General features: G+C 53.9%; 16 protein-coding genes. 9 read left to right on the top strand and 7 right to left on the bottom strand.

The features are described from left to right. The first annotated feature begins 15 nt into the window (after positions 1-15). Positions 16-801 carry an SAM-dependent methyltransferase gene (locus ABNT34_RS14670; RefSeq protein ID WP_348732901.1) on the top strand — a complete coding sequence of 262 codons (786 nt, stop codon included), beginning with the start codon at positions 16-18 and terminating at the stop codon, positions 799-801. Next, positions 801-1,298, top strand: a complete 498-nt coding sequence (locus ABNT34_RS14665) for a GNAT family N-acetyltransferase (RefSeq protein ID WP_348732899.1) — start codon at positions 801-803, stop codon at positions 1,296-1,298. The genes ABNT34_RS14670 and ABNT34_RS14665 overlap by 1 nt, the downstream gene beginning before the upstream one ends. Before the next feature lie 32 nt (positions 1,299-1,330). Here the strand turns inward: ABNT34_RS14665 and ABNT34_RS14660 are convergent, their stop codons facing one another. From ABNT34_RS14660 to ABNT34_RS14640, 5 genes are all read right to left on the bottom strand, one after another. Next, the gene (locus ABNT34_RS14660; protein ID WP_348732897.1) at positions 1,331-4,414 is read right to left on the bottom strand and encodes a transglycosylase domain-containing protein; all 3,084 of its coding nucleotides are present in this window, start codon (positions 4,412-4,414) and stop codon (positions 1,331-1,333) included. 92 nt (positions 4,415-4,506) lie between these two features. Continuing rightward, positions 4,507-5,460, bottom strand: coding sequence for a hypothetical protein (locus tag ABNT34_RS14655; RefSeq protein WP_348732895.1), 954 nt, complete (start codon positions 5,458-5,460; stop codon positions 4,507-4,509). A gap of 79 nt (positions 5,461-5,539) precedes the next feature. Continuing rightward, the gene (locus ABNT34_RS14650; RefSeq protein WP_348732893.1) at positions 5,540-6,022 is read right to left on the bottom strand and encodes a peptidylprolyl isomerase; all 483 of its coding nucleotides are present in this window, start codon (positions 6,020-6,022) and stop codon (positions 5,540-5,542) included. A 63-nt stretch (positions 6,023-6,085) separates the two neighbouring features. Further along, entirely contained in the window at positions 6,086-6,427 is a 342-nt protein-coding gene (locus ABNT34_RS14645) for a hypothetical protein (RefSeq protein WP_348732891.1), read from the bottom strand. Between the two features lie 51 nt (positions 6,428-6,478). Continuing rightward, positions 6,479-7,396 (bottom strand): M90 family metallopeptidase, encoded by a 918-nt coding sequence (locus tag ABNT34_RS14640; RefSeq protein WP_348732889.1) that lies wholly within the window; start codon positions 7,394-7,396, stop codon positions 6,479-6,481. A 122-nt stretch (positions 7,397-7,518) separates the two neighbouring features. Here ABNT34_RS14640 and upp point away from each other — a divergent pair, with 122 nt between their 5' ends. After that, positions 7,519-8,172: a uracil phosphoribosyltransferase gene (upp, locus tag ABNT34_RS14635; RefSeq protein WP_348732887.1), complete on the top strand. Its 654-nt coding sequence runs from the start codon at positions 7,519-7,521 to the stop codon at positions 8,170-8,172. Positions 8,173-8,185: 13 nt separating this feature from the next. Here upp and ABNT34_RS14630 read toward each other — a convergent pair whose 3' ends face one another. Further along, entirely contained in the window at positions 8,186-9,439 is a 1,254-nt protein-coding gene (locus ABNT34_RS14630) for a DUF3422 domain-containing protein (RefSeq protein ID WP_348732885.1), read from the bottom strand. A gap of 256 nt (positions 9,440-9,695) precedes the next feature. On the opposite strand from ABNT34_RS14630, the gene ABNT34_RS14625 reads away from it, so the two are divergent. Beyond that, positions 9,696-10,559 carry a sterol desaturase family protein gene (locus ABNT34_RS14625; protein ID WP_348732883.1) on the top strand — a complete coding sequence of 288 codons (864 nt, stop codon included), beginning with the start codon at positions 9,696-9,698 and terminating at the stop codon, positions 10,557-10,559. Beyond that, the gene (locus tag ABNT34_RS14620; protein ID WP_348732881.1) at positions 10,552-11,172 is read left to right on the top strand and encodes a LysE family translocator; all 621 of its coding nucleotides are present in this window, start codon (positions 10,552-10,554) and stop codon (positions 11,170-11,172) included. The genes ABNT34_RS14625 and ABNT34_RS14620 overlap by 8 nt, the downstream gene beginning before the upstream one ends. A gap of 271 nt (positions 11,173-11,443) precedes the next feature. Here the strand turns inward: ABNT34_RS14620 and ABNT34_RS14615 are convergent, their stop codons facing one another. Next, positions 11,444-12,688, bottom strand: coding sequence for a hypothetical protein (locus ABNT34_RS14615; protein WP_348732880.1), 1,245 nt, complete (start codon positions 12,686-12,688; stop codon positions 11,444-11,446). A gap of 222 nt (positions 12,689-12,910) precedes the next feature. Here ABNT34_RS14615 and ABNT34_RS14610 point away from each other — a divergent pair, with 222 nt between their 5' ends. The 4 genes from ABNT34_RS14610 (at position 12,911) to ABNT34_RS14595 (ending at position 16,510) form a co-directional block, all read left to right on the top strand. Next, positions 12,911-13,576, top strand: a complete 666-nt coding sequence (locus ABNT34_RS14610) for a methylamine utilization protein (RefSeq protein ID WP_348732878.1) — start codon at positions 12,911-12,913, stop codon at positions 13,574-13,576. Positions 13,577-13,608: 32 nt separating this feature from the next. After that, on the top strand, positions 13,609-14,106 hold the full coding sequence (gene tpx, locus ABNT34_RS14605) for a thiol peroxidase (protein WP_348732876.1): 498 nt from the start codon (positions 13,609-13,611) through the stop codon (positions 14,104-14,106). A gap of 242 nt (positions 14,107-14,348) precedes the next feature. Beyond that, positions 14,349-15,434: an iron-sulfur cluster-binding domain-containing protein gene (locus ABNT34_RS14600; RefSeq protein WP_348732874.1), complete on the top strand. Its 1,086-nt coding sequence runs from the start codon at positions 14,349-14,351 to the stop codon at positions 15,432-15,434. Further along, complete coding sequence (locus ABNT34_RS14595) at positions 15,434-16,510, top strand: acyl-CoA desaturase (RefSeq protein ID WP_348732872.1); 1,077 nt, start codon at positions 15,434-15,436, stop codon at positions 16,508-16,510. The genes ABNT34_RS14600 and ABNT34_RS14595 overlap by 1 nt, the downstream gene beginning before the upstream one ends. Positions 16,511-16,567 lie beyond the last annotated feature (57 nt).

Below are 16,567 nucleotides of genomic sequence, written 5' to 3'. Positions count from 1 at the left end.
TCGCAAAGGACATATATGCAAAATGAAGGACGTATCGTGATATTGGGTACAGGGATTATGCTCGGCGCCCACATCACCCCAGTGGCTAAAAGTCATCTGCAGGCTGCCGATGTGGTGTTTGCTGCGGTGACCGATGGGATCACAGAGCAATGGTTGCAGACGATGCATGACGATGTCCGCAGCTTTGCGCCATTGTACGAATTGGGCAAGTCCCGCCATGAAACTTATCAGCAAATGATCGACCTGATGCTGACCGAAGTACGGGCCGGCAAGTTTGTCGTTGGTGCTTTTTATGGTCATCCTGGCGTTTTTGCTTATGCCCCGCACAAGGTGATAGAGCTGGCACGCCAGGAAGGTTATGAAGCGCAGATGCTGGCGGGCATCAGTGCGGCAGATTGTCTGCACGCCGATTTGGGGATAGATCCGGGCCGGGTTGGTTGTCAGTATTATGAAGCCAGCCAGTTTATGTTTTATCAGCGCGTGGTGGACCCGAGCGCCTATCTGGTGTTATGGCAAATCACTCTGGCCGGTGATCGTAGCATCGCCCGGTTTGATACCGGCGCCGCTGAATTGCAATTACTGGTTGAGCTATTGTCCGGGCATTATCCGGCCGAGCATCAGGTGGTGATTTATGAAGCCGCCAGTATGCCGTTTGAACAGCCGCGGATGGAATGGATTGCGCTTGGCGATTTACCGACAGCGCGCCTGACGCTGAAATCAACGCTGGTATTGCCGCCGTCCCGGCCTTTGCAGAAAAACTCCCAAATGCTGGCACGGCTGCAGGCGTTGCAGGAGCTCTGATGCTGTCGGTAGCTGATTTTGCGTTAGAACAGGCCGGTTGCCGGCTGCGACCAGTGTGTGCAGCCGATGCCCCGGTGATGGCCGCGATTTACACTGACGCCCGCACTCAGCAGTTTGTTGGGCAGCTACTGTCGCAAACTGAAGCTATGGCCCGGATTGAAGCCTGCGCCAGAGCAAATCAACAATCTGAGCTGCAAAAGTTTTATCTGGCGCTGGAAAACCCACAACAACTGCTGGCCGGTATGCTGGCCGTTTTTGATGTAACACCCGCCGCCGGCACCCTGGAGCTGGGGATTATGCTGTTACCAGACCGGCAGCAGGCGGGTCTGGCCAAAACCGCATACAGCGCACTGATGCAACGCGCGCTGCTACTTGGTTTCGAAGTGCAGGTCAGTATCCATCCAGAGAATCTGGCCGCGATACGCTTAGCCCGTCAATGCGGTATGCAGTTGATGCAGAGTACAGCCACAGCGCTGCGTTATCGCTACTGTGGCTGATGGTCGAGGAGTGCCGCTGCTGACATTAATCTTTAACGCTGCACCGGCTGACACATCGGGCTGGTTTTCACCACATAAGGCCGCAAAATAGGCGCCATGCCTTTAAGCACCTGCAGCGGCAGGGCAGAGGTGAAGCTGAAATCATCAGCACCTTTTCCTGGCACAAAAGCGGTCAGAGTGCCGAAATAGCTGTCCCCTAAATAAAATACAAAAGTGGCGGTGCGGCTGGTGGCGGTCGATGCCACCGTTTTGCCGCGGATCACTTGCGTGGCCATCCGGTTATCACCGGTACCGGTTTTACCACCTACTTGCAGTGGCGAGCTGTCCGCTTTGACAAAACTGCCGTTTAAGCGCCGTGCCGTACCTTCAGCAACCACCTGTCCCAGCGCTTTTTTCAGTGCCCGCGCCACCTCTGGCCGCATCACACGTTCGCCGGCGCTGGCATTAAAGCCCAGCTGCACTTCATAAGGGGTCCGCGCGGCGAAATGCAGGCTGTCGATGCGGATGGTCGGTAAACGCATACCGTCATTCTGGATTATACCCATCAGTTCAGCGAGCGCTGCAGGGCGGTCGCCCGAACTGCCAAGTGCGGTGCCAAGGCTTGGCACTAAGTGATCAAACGGATAACCAAGTTTAGCCCAGCGCTGATGAATGTCGGTAAAGGCTTCAACTTCCAGCATGATGCGGATGCGGGCGTCGCGCGCTTTGCGGTTCGGCGTTTTAAATAACCAGCGATACACCTGCTGACGCTGTTCGGCGCTCGCTTCGATCACTTCTTTCATCGTCGCCGTCGGATGATTGTTCAGATAATTCAACACCCAAAGTTCCAGCGGGTGAGCGCCGGCGATATAACCCTGATCCGGCAGGCTGAATTTTCCCGGGCCATATTGCGCATACATATCCTGCAGCTTTTTATTGGTCAGTTTGTCGCTGTCCGGTAATTTGTTGCGTAAAAACGCGGCAAAATCGGTGAAGCTGGCATCTGGTAACAAATAACGATGTACCGCAGCAAGACGGTCCGGTGTTTGTTTCAGACCATCAAAAAAGGTTTCCAACCGTTCTTCCATCGGCTTTTGCTGATACTTACGGAAGAAACGACGTAGGAATTCGCTGCCTTCTTTGTCGACAAATTTACGCAGATATTCTTCGCGTTTCGGGTCATTGTCGGCGCGTAACAACAACGAGGTGCTGCCTTGCGTCTGATAACTGCTGGCGTAGCTGACGATATCGCGCAGCAGACGGACAAACGGCAGGTTATGTGATTGCTGTAACGACTGGCGAATGGTCGGCACTTTGCCGTCTTCGTCTTTATTGAAGTTGTTAAATACCTGCAGGCCGCCACCGGTAAAAAAACGTTCGGTCGGTGATGCGGAATAAGTGCGTTCCAGCGAGGCTTCTAACATCGCCGGCAGACTGCGGTCTGCGGTTGTGGCCATATAGTTGGCGGCCCAGCGCGTGATATGGTCGTTGGGCGCGATGTCCATGGTCAGCAGGCTGTCAGGGAGCTCGTCGACAAAGGCCTGATGCAGTTCGGCGATAATTTCCAGATAACTGGCGAGCACCCGCAGTTTAGCGGTTGAACCCAGCTCCAGTTTGCTGTGTTCGTTTAAGTCAAATGGCTGGTCGGTACTGTCGGTTTGCACCCGCACTCTGTTGCCGTCAGCGGTTTTTTCAAACAATGTGAAGCTATACAGCACGTCACCGGTGCGGGAAGCGGAGAGCAGACGTTCACCAATCAGGCCATGTTGCGCTGCAGTATTGGCATTGGCGAGGCTTTTTAAATAAGCACTGACTTTTTGCTGCACGTCGCCGTGTAAGGTACTGTGCGCATTTAAATCCAATCGGTCCAGGTCGTACATCGGCTGATTCAGCAGGTTGCCAAGCCGCAGCCGGGCAGAGTTAATGCCTTTGCGGCTGTCAGCTTCGTCTTTGGCTTTATTCGCCTGCAACCGGACAAAAGTCAGTTGTTCGTTCAGTGCTTTATCACGCAAGGATGCATCGATAATACCGGCACGGGCCAACAGGCGGATATGGCTGTTGGTCAAATCCTCCAGATCGGCGTGCCCCTGCAGCAGGTAATAGGAGGGGCGGCGCTGCGCAATCATCAGCGACAGCATCTGGCGGAAATAACGCGCGCGTTCGGCTGCAGTTTCAGCTTGTTCAGGCTGGGCCAGCAGCAAGTTTGCACGGTTAAAATCAGTGCCAAACCAGGCATATAACGCATCGCCGACACCATGTACTTCACCATGCCCCGGTGCGGATGACAGCGGCACTGTATTGAGATAATCCTGCACAATGCGGGTGCGTACGCCTTGGGTATTCGGGCCGTGCTGGTATGCGCGGATGGTGCCGGAGATAATCTGCACTGCTTTGTCTTCAAAACTCTGGGTCAGGCCCATCGGCGAGTGACGGAATTTTTCAATCTGGGTCGCCAGTGTCGAGCCGCCGGCTGACTGACCGCCAATGGCCAGCACCTTGCCGACCTGACTGACCGCCGCCATCACAAAGCGAGGCCAGTCCATCACCGGGTTGGCTTGTGGCGGGATGGTCAGCAGATTGCGGTTTTCAATAAATAACAGGCTATGGGCAACCAGCAGCGGGATTTGCTGCGGATGCTGATACACCCGTTGCGGGTAATTAAAATCAAAAATGGTTTCGTTACGGCAGTCAGCCAGAAACAAGCCACTTTGGACTTTTTCGCGATAGGGCGGGAAGAATCCTTGTACCGCGAAACTTTGCATTGCCGGAGAGAATTCAGCCTGGGCACGGATGACAAAACCGCGTTCCTGTAAACGCACTAATAAATCCGGTAGTTTGGTGTAGCCGTGACGTTCGTCAAAGGGACCGGCATTTGGGTAAATCACCCGGCTGGCTGGTGCATTCTGCAACTGGTAGGTCAGGGTTTTTGCGTAATCGCTGATAGGTTTTGCGCTGTAATAGGCACTTCGCATCTCAAAAGCGACCAGGACAGCGAGCGCAGCCAGCAACAGCAGTAATAATACCGGAATTAAGGAGCGGCGCTGCGCCACCATCGCCGGTTCAGTCGGAGGCGTCGCAGCTGGTTGTTCCCGGTAATTATCAAACTGAATATTTTCAAGAGGAAGTTGCGGTGACAACGGCTGAGTCCATTTGCTGAGCTGAAAAAACAGCCGCAGATTTTAGCCTGAAGCGCGCCGGATTGCAGCTTAAATTTCAATAACACCGCGGCTTAATGCGCCGGTTCTGGCGGGAAAGGCGGCAAACCTTTGTCAAACCAGAACTGTAGATTTTGCTGCAATTTCTGGTCTTCGCGTAGCCGGTTGATCACGGCATTGACTCGGAGTACGGCCAGTTGCCCCCAATTATTGTCAGGACAAGCGACGGCACCAGCCAGCCAGTCCTGATAACCCTTGATCGGCAGGAACACCAGCTGGCGCCGTGAATGCATGGTGTAAAACTTCAGACTGCTGACGTAATCGATGGTGGCATCCAGCTGTTGCTGACTGAGCATCTGCAGATGCAACATCGTGGCATCTTTACCGGTATCCAGACTGACATGATTTGGACTGTGCAGGCGATGCTCATCGAGCAGTTGCTGCAGTTTGCCGTAGCGGCGCTGCGCCGGGAAACCAAAGCGTAATTCACTTTGCAGCAGTTTGGCCAAATCGATGGGATGGCCAAAACGCCGGCTTATTTCGCCGGCCAGTTCCGGCCGGGTAATAATGCCATGAGGCCGGTAATAATGGGTGGGTTTGCTGAACAACCGGCCTTGTTGGGCTGCCGGCTCGGTAGAAAACAAGGCGCAGGGGTAACACAGATTCTCTTTAGCGTCGATGCGCTGACGGATGCGGGCCTGGGGTTCGGCCAAAAACTGATGGCGGACATCCGGTAAATACACCTGCAGCCGCTCCACTAACACATCACAAAAACCTGTGCCCTGATCCGGGCCGTCCAGAATAAAAAATGGTGCTTCCGGATTCATCCCCCACTGGATACGGAACTGCCTGTTACTGTTCTGCTGGATTTGCAAAATGTGCTGTTCTGGCTGCAATGCCGGCAACTGCGGTGGGGACTGTAGCGTAGCTGGCAGCGGAAACGACTCAGGTGTAGCCGACTGCAGCCTGTATAAGTTCAGACTAAATAACAGTAAGGTTGCAACGAACAACGACAACAGGATTTTCATGCGACAAACTGCAAAGCGGGGGATTTTTCTAGACTAGCACAGTGGCTGGGCAGATCCAGCCACTGTGGTAACGGGCCTATTAGTCGTGGTGATGGCCACCAGCGCCGTGGGCATGGCCATGCGCAATTTCTTCGGCAGTGGCTGCCCGCACTGATACGACGTTGAGGTCAAACGTCAGGGTTTTGCCGGCCAGTGGGTGATTGACGTCCACTTCGGCTTTAAACATGCCGACTTTGACAATTTTTACCTGACGCGGACCATGTTCGGTCTCGACAACAGCTGTCATGCCCGGCGCCCACTTTTTTGCGCCTTTTAAGTGTTTGACCTGAATGCTTTGGATCGCATTGTCGTCACGCTCGCCGTACGCGTCTTTAGGTTCGACAACCAGTGACAATGCATCGCCGGCCGCTTTGCCTTCCAGCGCCTGTTCAATGGCTGGCAACATATTCTGATGGCCATGCAGATATAACATCGGCTCGCCTTTGGCTGAATCTTCAATCAGGCCTGAGGCGTCTGATACGCGGTAGTGCAATTGGACAACGCTGTCCTTGGTGATGATCATATTTGATTTTCCAAAATTCCGGGGGCGGCGATTATAACAAGTTCGCCGCCCGGCGGAAGTGGCTTAATGATCACAATCATGATGATGTCTGTGGCGGTGTTTGTGGCGTTTGGGTTTGTGCCAGTGGCGTTGTTCCTGATATTCCCGCACTTCAACAAACCTTACGGATTGGCCACAGGCGCCGTAGTGGTGGCAATAACGGCCCCAGTCGCGCTGATGGGCGTAAGGGGCTTCAATGACAATGACCCGGTCATACATCGGGTAGGGATCGGCAACTCGTACGTGGCCATGCACGCCCGGTAACACCTGGCCATAAAGATTGACTTCGACCTGGCTGGCTGCGGTGGCGGTGCCGACTGTGGTGGCCCCCAACAACACAGCTGCGAAAAGAAAACACTTGTTCATGATGCCTCCGGCGCTACTTCAGCACATGCTGATGCAGCTAATATGGCGAAGTCATCTGAACCGTTTCTGAACCAGTGACGGCAGTTGTGGCTGCTGCAGCGGCCAGCTTTTCGGGTCGAGTTGAAAGAACAACTGCATTAACCGGTAAAGCTGAGGCTGACAGTCAGCGAGATAGGCCGGCATTTCAAAAAACAATTCACTGAGCACGGCAAAAAACTCGGCCGGATTGGTGGCGGCATAAGGGTCTATCCAGGGTGGGGTTCCTTGTTGCAAATCACGCTGCAGCTGATCAAATGCTGCCTGCATCAGCGGTGGCCACTGTTGCTGCAGTTCTGGCGTTGGCAGCGGCGGGAAGCCGTTCACGCTGCCGGTTTGCTGGTCCAGCTGATGGGCAAATTCGTGGATCACCAGATTGCGGCCATCGTCAGCCACAGCTGCGCCCGCCAGCGTATGGCGCCAGGATAAAATCACCTGGCCCTGTTGCCAGGATTCACCTTCGCGCCACTCGGTTTTTTCATGCACCACACCGGCGCTGTCCGGCTGGTTCAGGTCGACAGCAAAGGCGTCCGGATATATCAGGATCTGGCGTAATCCCGGGTAATCATTTACCGGCAGCCGGGCGGTCAGCAGGCTGGCCTGCGCGGCAATCAGCACCCGCATCTGGTCGGTCACGGTCAGCCCGTCGCAGCCAACAAATTCCACTTCAGCAATAAAGCGCTGTATTTGCTTTCTGACTTGCTGCTGCACGTCTGCCGGCAAGGCGCGGTAAAGCGGCCAGCGCTGCTGCAGGATTTTACGCCAGGCGGTTGGAAAAGCCTGTTGCGCCAGCTGCCGGCGCTGCTGCCGGCGGTGATACAGCGGATAAAACACGGCGCCAAGCGCCAGCAACAGGATCAGCAGTAACAGCAGGTCACGGCCATACTGTTGTAAAATGGAGTGGAAAAAATTTGGAAAAAAATCAGCGGGCATTTTGCTTCAAAGTGGCTGGATTTATTCTGCTGAGATGGGCGTGACTGTGGCAGAATTCAAGTTCTGGCCGGCGATGTTGCTTATCGCTGTTGCCGCTTTTTAAACTATATGGAGCTCTATCTATGAAAATATTCGAATTAAATCAAGAGTTTTCCGTAGCTCAAACCCTGTTGGCACAAATGCGCGACCCGGACATTCAGCAGGATCGCTGGCGTTTTCGCCACAACTTACAGCGCCTGGGTATGTTGCTTGGTTATGAATTATCAAAAACGCTGCAATATCAAACCTTTCCGTTACACACGTCGTTGGGCGTTGCCCGCGGGGCTGATTTGGACCAACAACCTTTGCTGATTTGTGTGATGCGCGCCGGTTTACCGTTTTATCAGGGTTTTGTTGATGTGTTTGATCAGGCTGACAGCGGTTTTATCGGCGCATACCGCCAGGCCGAACAAGCGGGGATGGAGCAGGATATTTTTCTTGGCTACAGCGCCAATCCGTCGATTGACGGCCGTGATGTGGTGCTGATTGACCCGATGCTCGCCACTGGCTCGTCGCTACTGAAAGTCTGGCGTTTACTGGCGCAAAGCGGCACGCCGCGTAGTCTGCACATTGCGGCGGCTATTGCTGCACCTGAAGGCCTGGCGTTGTTGCAACGCGAATTTGCTACTTCGACCCATTTCTGGCTCGGCGCGGTCGATGAGCGCCTGAATGAGCAGGCTTACATAGTGCCGGGCCTTGGCGACGCCGGCGACTTATGTTTTGGCGAAAAGAGCTGACTATCAACAGCTCTTAATGCCGATGATGCCGGTGCAGACGATACAGCAGAATACAAACCGCCAGCACCACCACAGGCAGACTGAGACTCTGGGCGTCTTTCAGCGGCAGTTGCGGCCACCAGTGCTGGACGGACGCCAGCAGTTTGTCGCAAAGCGCCACCGCGTAGTAACTGATCGCTACCACAGAGACCCGTTCCACCGCGCGTTGCAGGCTTAGCTGCAACTTCACCCGCTGGTCCATTGACGCCAGCAAACCGGTGTTCTGCCGTTCGAGCTGCAGGTTGATGCGGGTGCGCAGCAGCTCAGTGGAGCGGCCGAGCCGGTTTGATAAATTGCGCTGGCGGTTTTGCACCGACTGCGCCGTGCGAAAGGCTGGTGTCAGCCGGCGCTCAGAGAAATCCTGCAACGTCATCATGCCGTCGACCTGCTGCTCACGCAGCGCCTTTAACCGGTCCAGCGTCAGCTGATAATAGGCGGCGCTGGCATCCAGCCGGGCGTTATTGTTGGCGATCAGATGCTCCGTCTGTGCCGATAACTGACTGATTTCACGCAGTAATTGTTCATCCGAGCCCTGTTGTTGCTCGATGCGCTGGGTGATATCCGACAGTTGTTGTTCCATCAGATGCAATTGCGTTAGCGCCTGACGGCTGGTTGGCCAGCCAAGCAGGCTGAGCTTGCGGTAATTGCCAAGGTCAAACAGCTGCTGCACCAGCCGTGCCAGTGCTGATGGCGATAAACCGTGATCAAGCAGCAACATACGGCCGGCACCTTCCGGGTGTTTACGGAAATCGGTCCAGACTCTGGCTTTGCCATCGGCAAGCAGGCTCGACATGCAATGTTCGGCGGCAAACAAAGCGCCGGCGTTGGCTTGTTCGGATGCCGGCAATACCTGCAACTGCACGACGCGGAATAACTGGCCGGGTAGCGGGTTAAACCAGTCCAGACTTGGCAGAAAACTCAACGGGTCTTCAAAGCCAGTGGCCTGACCGGATTTAATAAAACTGTAAGTTGAAAACTCGGAATGTCGCTCCCAGCGCAGCATCACCTCGCCCAAATCCAGGTTCAGGTCCACGTCGCCCTCCAGCAATGCCACGCCATATTGGTGGGCCAGCTGTTGCAGTTGCTGAAATTCGAGTGGACGCGAGGCCAGTCCCACCGTCAGCATCCAATGACAGATCCGGCAAGGGGCTTGCAGCGCCGGGAAAAACCGTTGCTGCAGTTCCTTTTCCAGTAAATCGCGTTGCGGGTGATTTTTCAGGTTCAGCATAAGACCTCCTGGTCAACGACGACAGCAGTCTGCCAGTTTTGTATGTCAGGCTGGCGACAGCAGGTTCAATCAGAGTGGCAGCAAGGGATGTTCCAATCTAATCATTTTTTAATTTGCTGATTTTTAACAATAAAATTTTGCCGGATAGGCGCGGGTATGACATCCGGCGCCAGTCTGGTGCAGCGACCGGCGAAAAAGGTGCAGCCGGCAAAACGGCCATGTTACATTGACGCTTTCTGATTTTAATGATGGTTAGATGGCGATGGTGCCGGTAGAAGCGATCCTGATCCTGCTCAGTCCACTGTTTTTTCTGTTTATTGCTTTTGAATGGTATCAAAGCGCGAGGCGGCAGACTGGCATTTACCAGTGGCGCGATTCGCTGGCAAATTTCGCCACTGCAGCGCTGCATCAGGCCGGTGACGCTTTGTCATTGTTGTTGCTGATGCCGCTGTTTTACTGGCTGGCGCAGTTTGCGTTGTTTGACCTGCCGTTTAATCTTTTAAACTTATTGCTGTTGTTTGTGCTGCAGGATTTTTTGTATTACTGGTTTCACCGCGCCTCGCACCGGGTGCGCTGGCTTTGGGCTTCGCATGTCGCGCATCACAGCTCCAGACTGATGAATTTCAGCACGGCATTTCGCCAGAGCCTGACTTATCCGTTGTCCGGCATGTGGTTGTTCTGGTTGCCGTTGGTGTTGCTCGGCTTTGACCCAAAGCTTGTGTTGGCAGTCGTTGCCATCAATCTGGGTTTTCAGTTTTTTGTTCACACCCGCGCCGGCAAGCACTGGGGCGCTTTGGGTTATCTGTTTAATACACCGGCCTGGCACCGGGTGCACCATGCCTGTAATGACAGGTATATCGATAAAAATTTTGCCGGCGTGCTGGTGATTTGGGACCGGCTGTTTGGCACTTTTGAAGCTGAACATGACCATATTCCCTGTCGTTTTGGCATCACCGGCGATTTTGAATCGGTCAATCCGCTGACCATCACTTTCCATGAGTGGCGGCGCATGCTGGCCGATGCCGCTGCGGCACCCGGTTTGGCGGCGAAATGTGCCGCACTGTTTGGTCCGCCGCGACCTGAAAAATTCACTACCGCAGAGGAGCTGAATCTTGATTAACTTAAGCCTGATGGGCTTGTTTATCCCGACTTTTTTGTTTGTGTCTATTACACCGGGTCTTTGTATGACGCTGGCGCTGACGGTCGGCATCAGTCAGGGCGTGCGCCGGGCTTTGTGGATGATGTGGGGAGAACTACTTGGCGTTGGGCTGGTGGCGTTAGCGGCAGTGCTTGGCGTGTCGGCACTACTGCTCAGTATGCCAGGTCTTTTGACTGCGTTTAAATGGCTCGGTGGCGCTTATCTGGGGTATCTGGCGCTGCAAATGTGGCAAAGCAAAGGCAAACTGGCGATCCCGGAGCCGGGGCAAGCGCAGCAAAGTTCCCGCCGGGAACTCTTCACGCAGGGTTTTGTCACCGCGGTGTCGAACCCTAAAGGCTGGGCTTTTCATATGGCGCTGTTGCCGCCATTTATCGATGCCAGCTTACCTTTTTGGCCGCAATTACTGGTGTTGCTGGCGATTATTTTACTGCTGGAATTTGCCTCTTTGTTGCTCTATGCCAGCGGCGGCAAAGCGCTGCGCGTGCTGTTTATGCAGGAAGGCAATGCCAGACTGATGAACCGCATCGCGGCAGGCCTGATGGCCGGCGTGGGGATTTGGCTGGTGTTGTCTTAGCATCGAGAGCACCGATTAGTTTAAGAAGCGAACAGCAGAGCAGCCTGAAAATGGCTCAATCGAGGCGGCACAGCGAAGGAATAGTGGCGCTCTTTCGAGCTGTGACAACAAAGAGTGAGTCTTTTTCAGGCGCTCCCGTCCGGGCGAAATCAGAATGGCCGCATGCGGCGTTAAAATTTCTCGCTTTAGAACCACTAAAGCTTTGAAAATCTGCCTTGCCTGTGGCCATTCTGTGTTTCGCTGCTGTCGCTTTTTTAAACTAATCGGTGCTCTAGTCAAAGCGCCAAATCAGACTGAACTGACTCTGATAAAAGTTGCGTTGTAATGGCCAGCCAGCCCATTGGCCGCGACTGGCCTGATGGCTGTTCATCCGGCTGAATTCCGTCAGGAGAGCCCAGTGCTCACTGAGCGGGTATTGCCAGGCGAAAGTCCAGTTATGGCCGCGGCCACTGTTATCGTCACCCGCTGTCGCGTCGCGGTCCCATTGTTGCCAGTGGTCATACCGCAGCGTCGCCTGCCACAAGTCGTGTTGATAATTCAGCAAAACAAAAGCGGCGCGGTAGTCGATTAACACAGTGTCATAGCCCATCTCGGTGCGGCCATCCAGATACTGGCTGACCAGTCGCCAGCGCTCGCTGAATTGCTGCTGGAAGGCCAGCTGATCAAATTTGTTCAGCCAGGCGTATTGGCCTTGCGCCAGCACTGTCGGATCAGCCCGGTTGTCATAGTGATAAAAACGCAGTTCGCTGTCCTGCCGGTACAGGTAATGCAGGCCGCTATACCAGCCGGTATGGCCGTCCAGTTCGGCAAAAAGTTCGACCCAGTCAGGTTGACGATCCAGTGGAAAGCGACGCAGGCTCGGGTAGTGCGCGAAATCCACGCGGCCGCCAATCCGGGTTTGCAGGTTATGCACAGCAAAACCGCGCCAGGCAATTAAGCTGCCTAGCGGGTCGTTGTTACGAAAAGCGCCGAGCACCGCTTGCCAGCTATGATTGCTGTTAAATGTCCGGCCTGGACGGCTGACATTCAGCTCCAGTGTTTTTGCCCGCAATTCTTCAGCAAACCAGCTGTTGATGGCGGAAAAACTGCTGCTGTAAGGCGAGCTCCAGACCAAATCGGTATTTTCCAGTGACAGGGCCGGATAAAACCAGCCGGCTCTGACTTTGAGCCGATAGCCATCGAGCGGCAACGGCTGATATTGCAGCCAGGCTTCTGTCAGGCCGCTGGCGGCGTCAAGCGCCTGCTGCTGACTGAAGTGCAAACGGGCAGACCATGGACTGTCGGTATTGATTTGTAGCGCAGCCAACATTGGCCCTGTGGTCAGGCGGTCATCACTGATAGCGAGCTGACCAGTGCCGTGTTGCCACCAGGGGCCGAGGTTCGCGGATTGTTCGCTGTGTTGCACCCAACCAAGTTCGGCTTTGGCCTGCAGTTCCAGCCATGAGGTCAGTTCTGCGCTTTGCGCGCTGGCGGCAAGCAGCATAAACAATGCGGCAGCATGACGAATCTTTGGCATCAATAAAATCCAATAGTGATAAATGGTTAAAAACTAAGGTTTTTCACAGCTGTTACATGCTAATTTAGCAGCTTTATTTCCGTCGCGGTGGCATTTATTCGTTCGGGCGGCCTGCTATACTGCGTGCCGGATCTGCTGGCGTGGTACATGCCTGCAAAGCTGATTTGTGCCTGATGACTGAGTAACACGTGGGCGTCGGCCCCGGGCAAATGGAGTTTTCTGATGTCTTTTACTCGTTTAATATGGTTATGTTGCAGTTTGTTGCCTTCGGCAGTCTTTGCCGCGGAGGTACAAATCCGTATTTTGGACCAGCAAGGCGTGCCGCTGTCTGATGCCGTCGCCGAACTGCAACTGACAAAGCCGTCACAGGGAGCATTGACACCACAGGCTGCATCCGCTTTGCCGGCAGGAAAACCGGCGGAAGTTGCACAAAAAGACCTGACTTTTGTGCCTTTTGTTTCTGCGGTGCAAAAAGGCACTCAAGTGGAATTTCCTAATCAGGACAAGACCCGTCACCATGTATATTCATTTTCACCAGCCAAAGTGTTTGAACTAAAACTGTACGCCGGTAAACCAGAGGCGCCGGTGCTGTTTGAAAAAGCCGGCGTGGTCGCATTAGGCTGCAATATTCACGACTACATGCAAGCCTATATTTATGTCGGCGACAGCCCTTATCTGGCGATCAGTAACAACGACGGGCTATTGCAGCTGAGCGGCGTGCCGGATGGTCAGTATCAGCTGAAAGTCTGGCATCCTTGGCAGGATGCGGACCTCCCCACAACGGCTGTAACAGTCCCAGCCGCGACCGCTATTGAGATCAAATTGCCGGTCACCCGGCAGGAAAAACCGCAAAAACCCAAAAAGGGTTTTGGCAATTCGTATAACTGAGCTTTTCAACGTTTTTTAACAAAGGAATCGATATGGCTACTGTGACTCTTAAAGGCAATCCGTTTCAGACTGTTGGCAATTTACCGGCCGTTGGCAGCAAGGCACCAAATTTTGTCGTAACAGGCGCAGGCCTGGCTGATGTATCGCTGGCAGATTTTGCCGGCAGCCGTTTAGTGCTGAATATTTTCCCAAGCGTGGATACGCCGACTTGTGCGACTTCTGTGCGTAAATTTAATCAGGCGCTGAGCAGTCTGAACAACACCAAAGTGCTGTGTGTTTCTGCCGACTTACCTTTTGCTCAGGCCCGTTTTTGCGGCGCGGAAGGTCTGGAAGCAGTGCTGAACGGCTCTAGTTTCCGCAGCAACTTTGGTCAGGATTATGGTGTGACTTTCGCCGATGGCCCACTGCGTGGTTTATTGTCGCGCGCTGTGGTGGTGATTGGCGCTGATGGCACAGTGTTACACACAGAGCAGGTTGCCGAAACGGCCGATGAGCCGTCTTATGAAGCGGCGATCGCTGCGCTGGCATAAGTCTGAAGCGTCGGAATAAGCAGCCTGCGGGCTGCTTTTTTTTGCGCTGCATTTCACAGCTTTTTGAATTGTGTGCACACTTGTTAGCTCAAAATCATTGCGACACCTAGTTTTCATATAGATAAACAAAATATAAAATACAATAAAAACATTAATTTAATATTTTTTTGTTTGTTTTATCTGGATTAAATCTGAATTTAAGAGTACAAGTGTGCGCTGAATTAACAGGTAATACCAGAGCCATGCCAGCGATTTTCCAAACTATCTATCAGGAACTATGTCAGACCCTGTTCCGCCAATCCGGCTTCAGTGCCGCTGCCGAGCCATTGTTGCGTCAGTTAATCCCGCATCACCGTGCCGGGTTACATCGGGCCCGCATCCTCAGTATCACACCCCAAGCTGGTTGTTTGCGGCTGCGGCTCAAAGTCAGCCGGCTGTTTCCGGCATTTATTGCCGGGCAGCACCTGCAGCTGCACATAGAGCTGAACGGCCGTTTGCTGGAACGAACCTTTAGTATTTGTAGCGCTGAGCAGCGGTTATCTGAGCAACGTGAGCTGGAGCTGGCTGTTCAGATCCACTCACAAGGCCGTTTTACCGGCGCCTTGCCAGGTCAGCTTCGCCCCGGCATGTATGTGCACCTGAGTCGCCCGGTTGGTGACTTTTGTTTTGAGCGGCAGCAAGCGGCTTGTCTTATTGGCGCCGGCAGTGGCGTCACTCCGTTGTTTTCAATGCTGAGTTCCATTAGTCGCCTGACCCAACCTCTGACGTTTATCTACAGCTTTCGCGGCACCGATCGCCAATTGTTTGCCGCAGAGTGGGCGGCATTACAGGCGAAGTTTCCTTTGCTGCGATTGGTGCTGTGGGACAGCGAAAGGCGGGGGCGGCTGACACCCGAACGGCTACTCGGCGAGCTGCAACCTGATCTGCGGGCGCATTTCTATTTGTGTGGTCCGCAACAATTTGCCGCCGATTTCAGTCGTGTTTTGTTAAACGCGGGTGTGGCCGAAGCTGCAATCCGCAGTGAAAGTTTTGGTGTAGCCGCGCCATCTGCCGGCGACACTCAGCCAGTGGTGCTGCAGCTTGGTCAACAAAACCATCAGTTAGGCGGGCACGGCAGCCTGTTACAGCGCGCAGAGCAGAGCGGGCTGACGGTGCCTTATGGCTGCCGGCGTGGTGTTTGTATGCAATGCCTCTGTGAAAAAAGCAGCGGTGTGGTCAGAAATCTGCTAACCGGTGAATTGTCCGACGCCGGCCCCGGCCGCATTCAGCTCTGTATCAGCGAGGCCGTAAGCCCGGTCACAGTAAAAAGTGTGGAGATAAGTGCCTGATGGAAAAACAACAATCACTAAAGCCTGATGCTGCGCAGTTAGCGGCGCTCGCTGCTGAGCTGGATCAGTTGTTACAAACGGAAAAAGTTGCGCTTGGCGAAGCGGATGCGGCCTACCTGCAACGTCTGGTGTTTTGGCAACGCTGCTGTGCCTTAACTGGCCGGCTCGGCTTATTGTTATGCTGGTTCAGCTGGTGGTGGTTATTGCCTTGTGTGTTGCTGCTGGCGCTGGCCAAAATTCTCGACAATATGGAGATTGGCCACAATGTGTTGCATGGCCAATATGACTTTTTACGGCATCCGACGCTGAATTCACAGCGTTTTGAATGGGACATTGTCTGTGATGCCAAGTCCTGGCAACGCACCCATAATTTTGAGCATCACACATATACCAATATTATCGGTGAGGACCGCGACTTCGGTTATGGCCTGTTGCGGCTGTCTGACGACCTGCGCTGGCGGCTGCAAAACAGCTGGCAACTGTTGACGTATCTTCTGTTAAGCACCTTATTTCAGTGGGGCATTGCCTATCACGAGTTGGCGGCGCAACGGGTATTTTTCGGCAAAAAAAAGCCGGGGCGTTTTAGTCAGGTTAGCGATGCGCAACTGAAAAAAGCCTTTTTTACTAAAGCCCGGCGTCAGCTTGCCAAAGACTATCTGGTCTACCCATTGCTGTGCTGGCCGGTCGCTGTGCCAGTGCTGCTTGGCAACTTTGCTGCGAATCTGCTGCGCAACTGGTGGACATCAACAGTGATTTTTTGTGGCCATTTCACCGAGCAGGCGCAAGTGTTTCAGCCAGAGCACTGCCAAAATGAAAGCCGCGGCCATTGGTATTACCGGCAGATTTTAGGCTCGTCGAATTTCAGTGGCCCGCGTTGGTTGCATATTCTGACCGGTCATCTGAGTTGTCAGATTGAACATCATTTGTTCCCGGACTTACCGGCCTGGCGATATCCGGCGCTGTCGGCGAAAGTGCAGCAAATTGCGCAGAAGTACGGCATTGCCTACAACACCGGTTCATTCTTCCGGCAGTATCTGACGGTTCTGCAGCGAATTTGGCGTTATTCCTGGCCATGAACAGTTGCTTTATGGCATTGGATTCGCCAGTGTAAGGCGGTGATTTTCAGCAGCAGG

Origin of the sequence: Rheinheimera texasensis (assembly GCF_964031785.1) — a bacterium.
Classification (GTDB): Bacteria; Pseudomonadota; Gammaproteobacteria; order Enterobacterales; family Alteromonadaceae; genus Pararheinheimera; species Pararheinheimera texasensis_A.
This window is presented reverse-complemented; position numbering and strand designations above follow the sequence as displayed.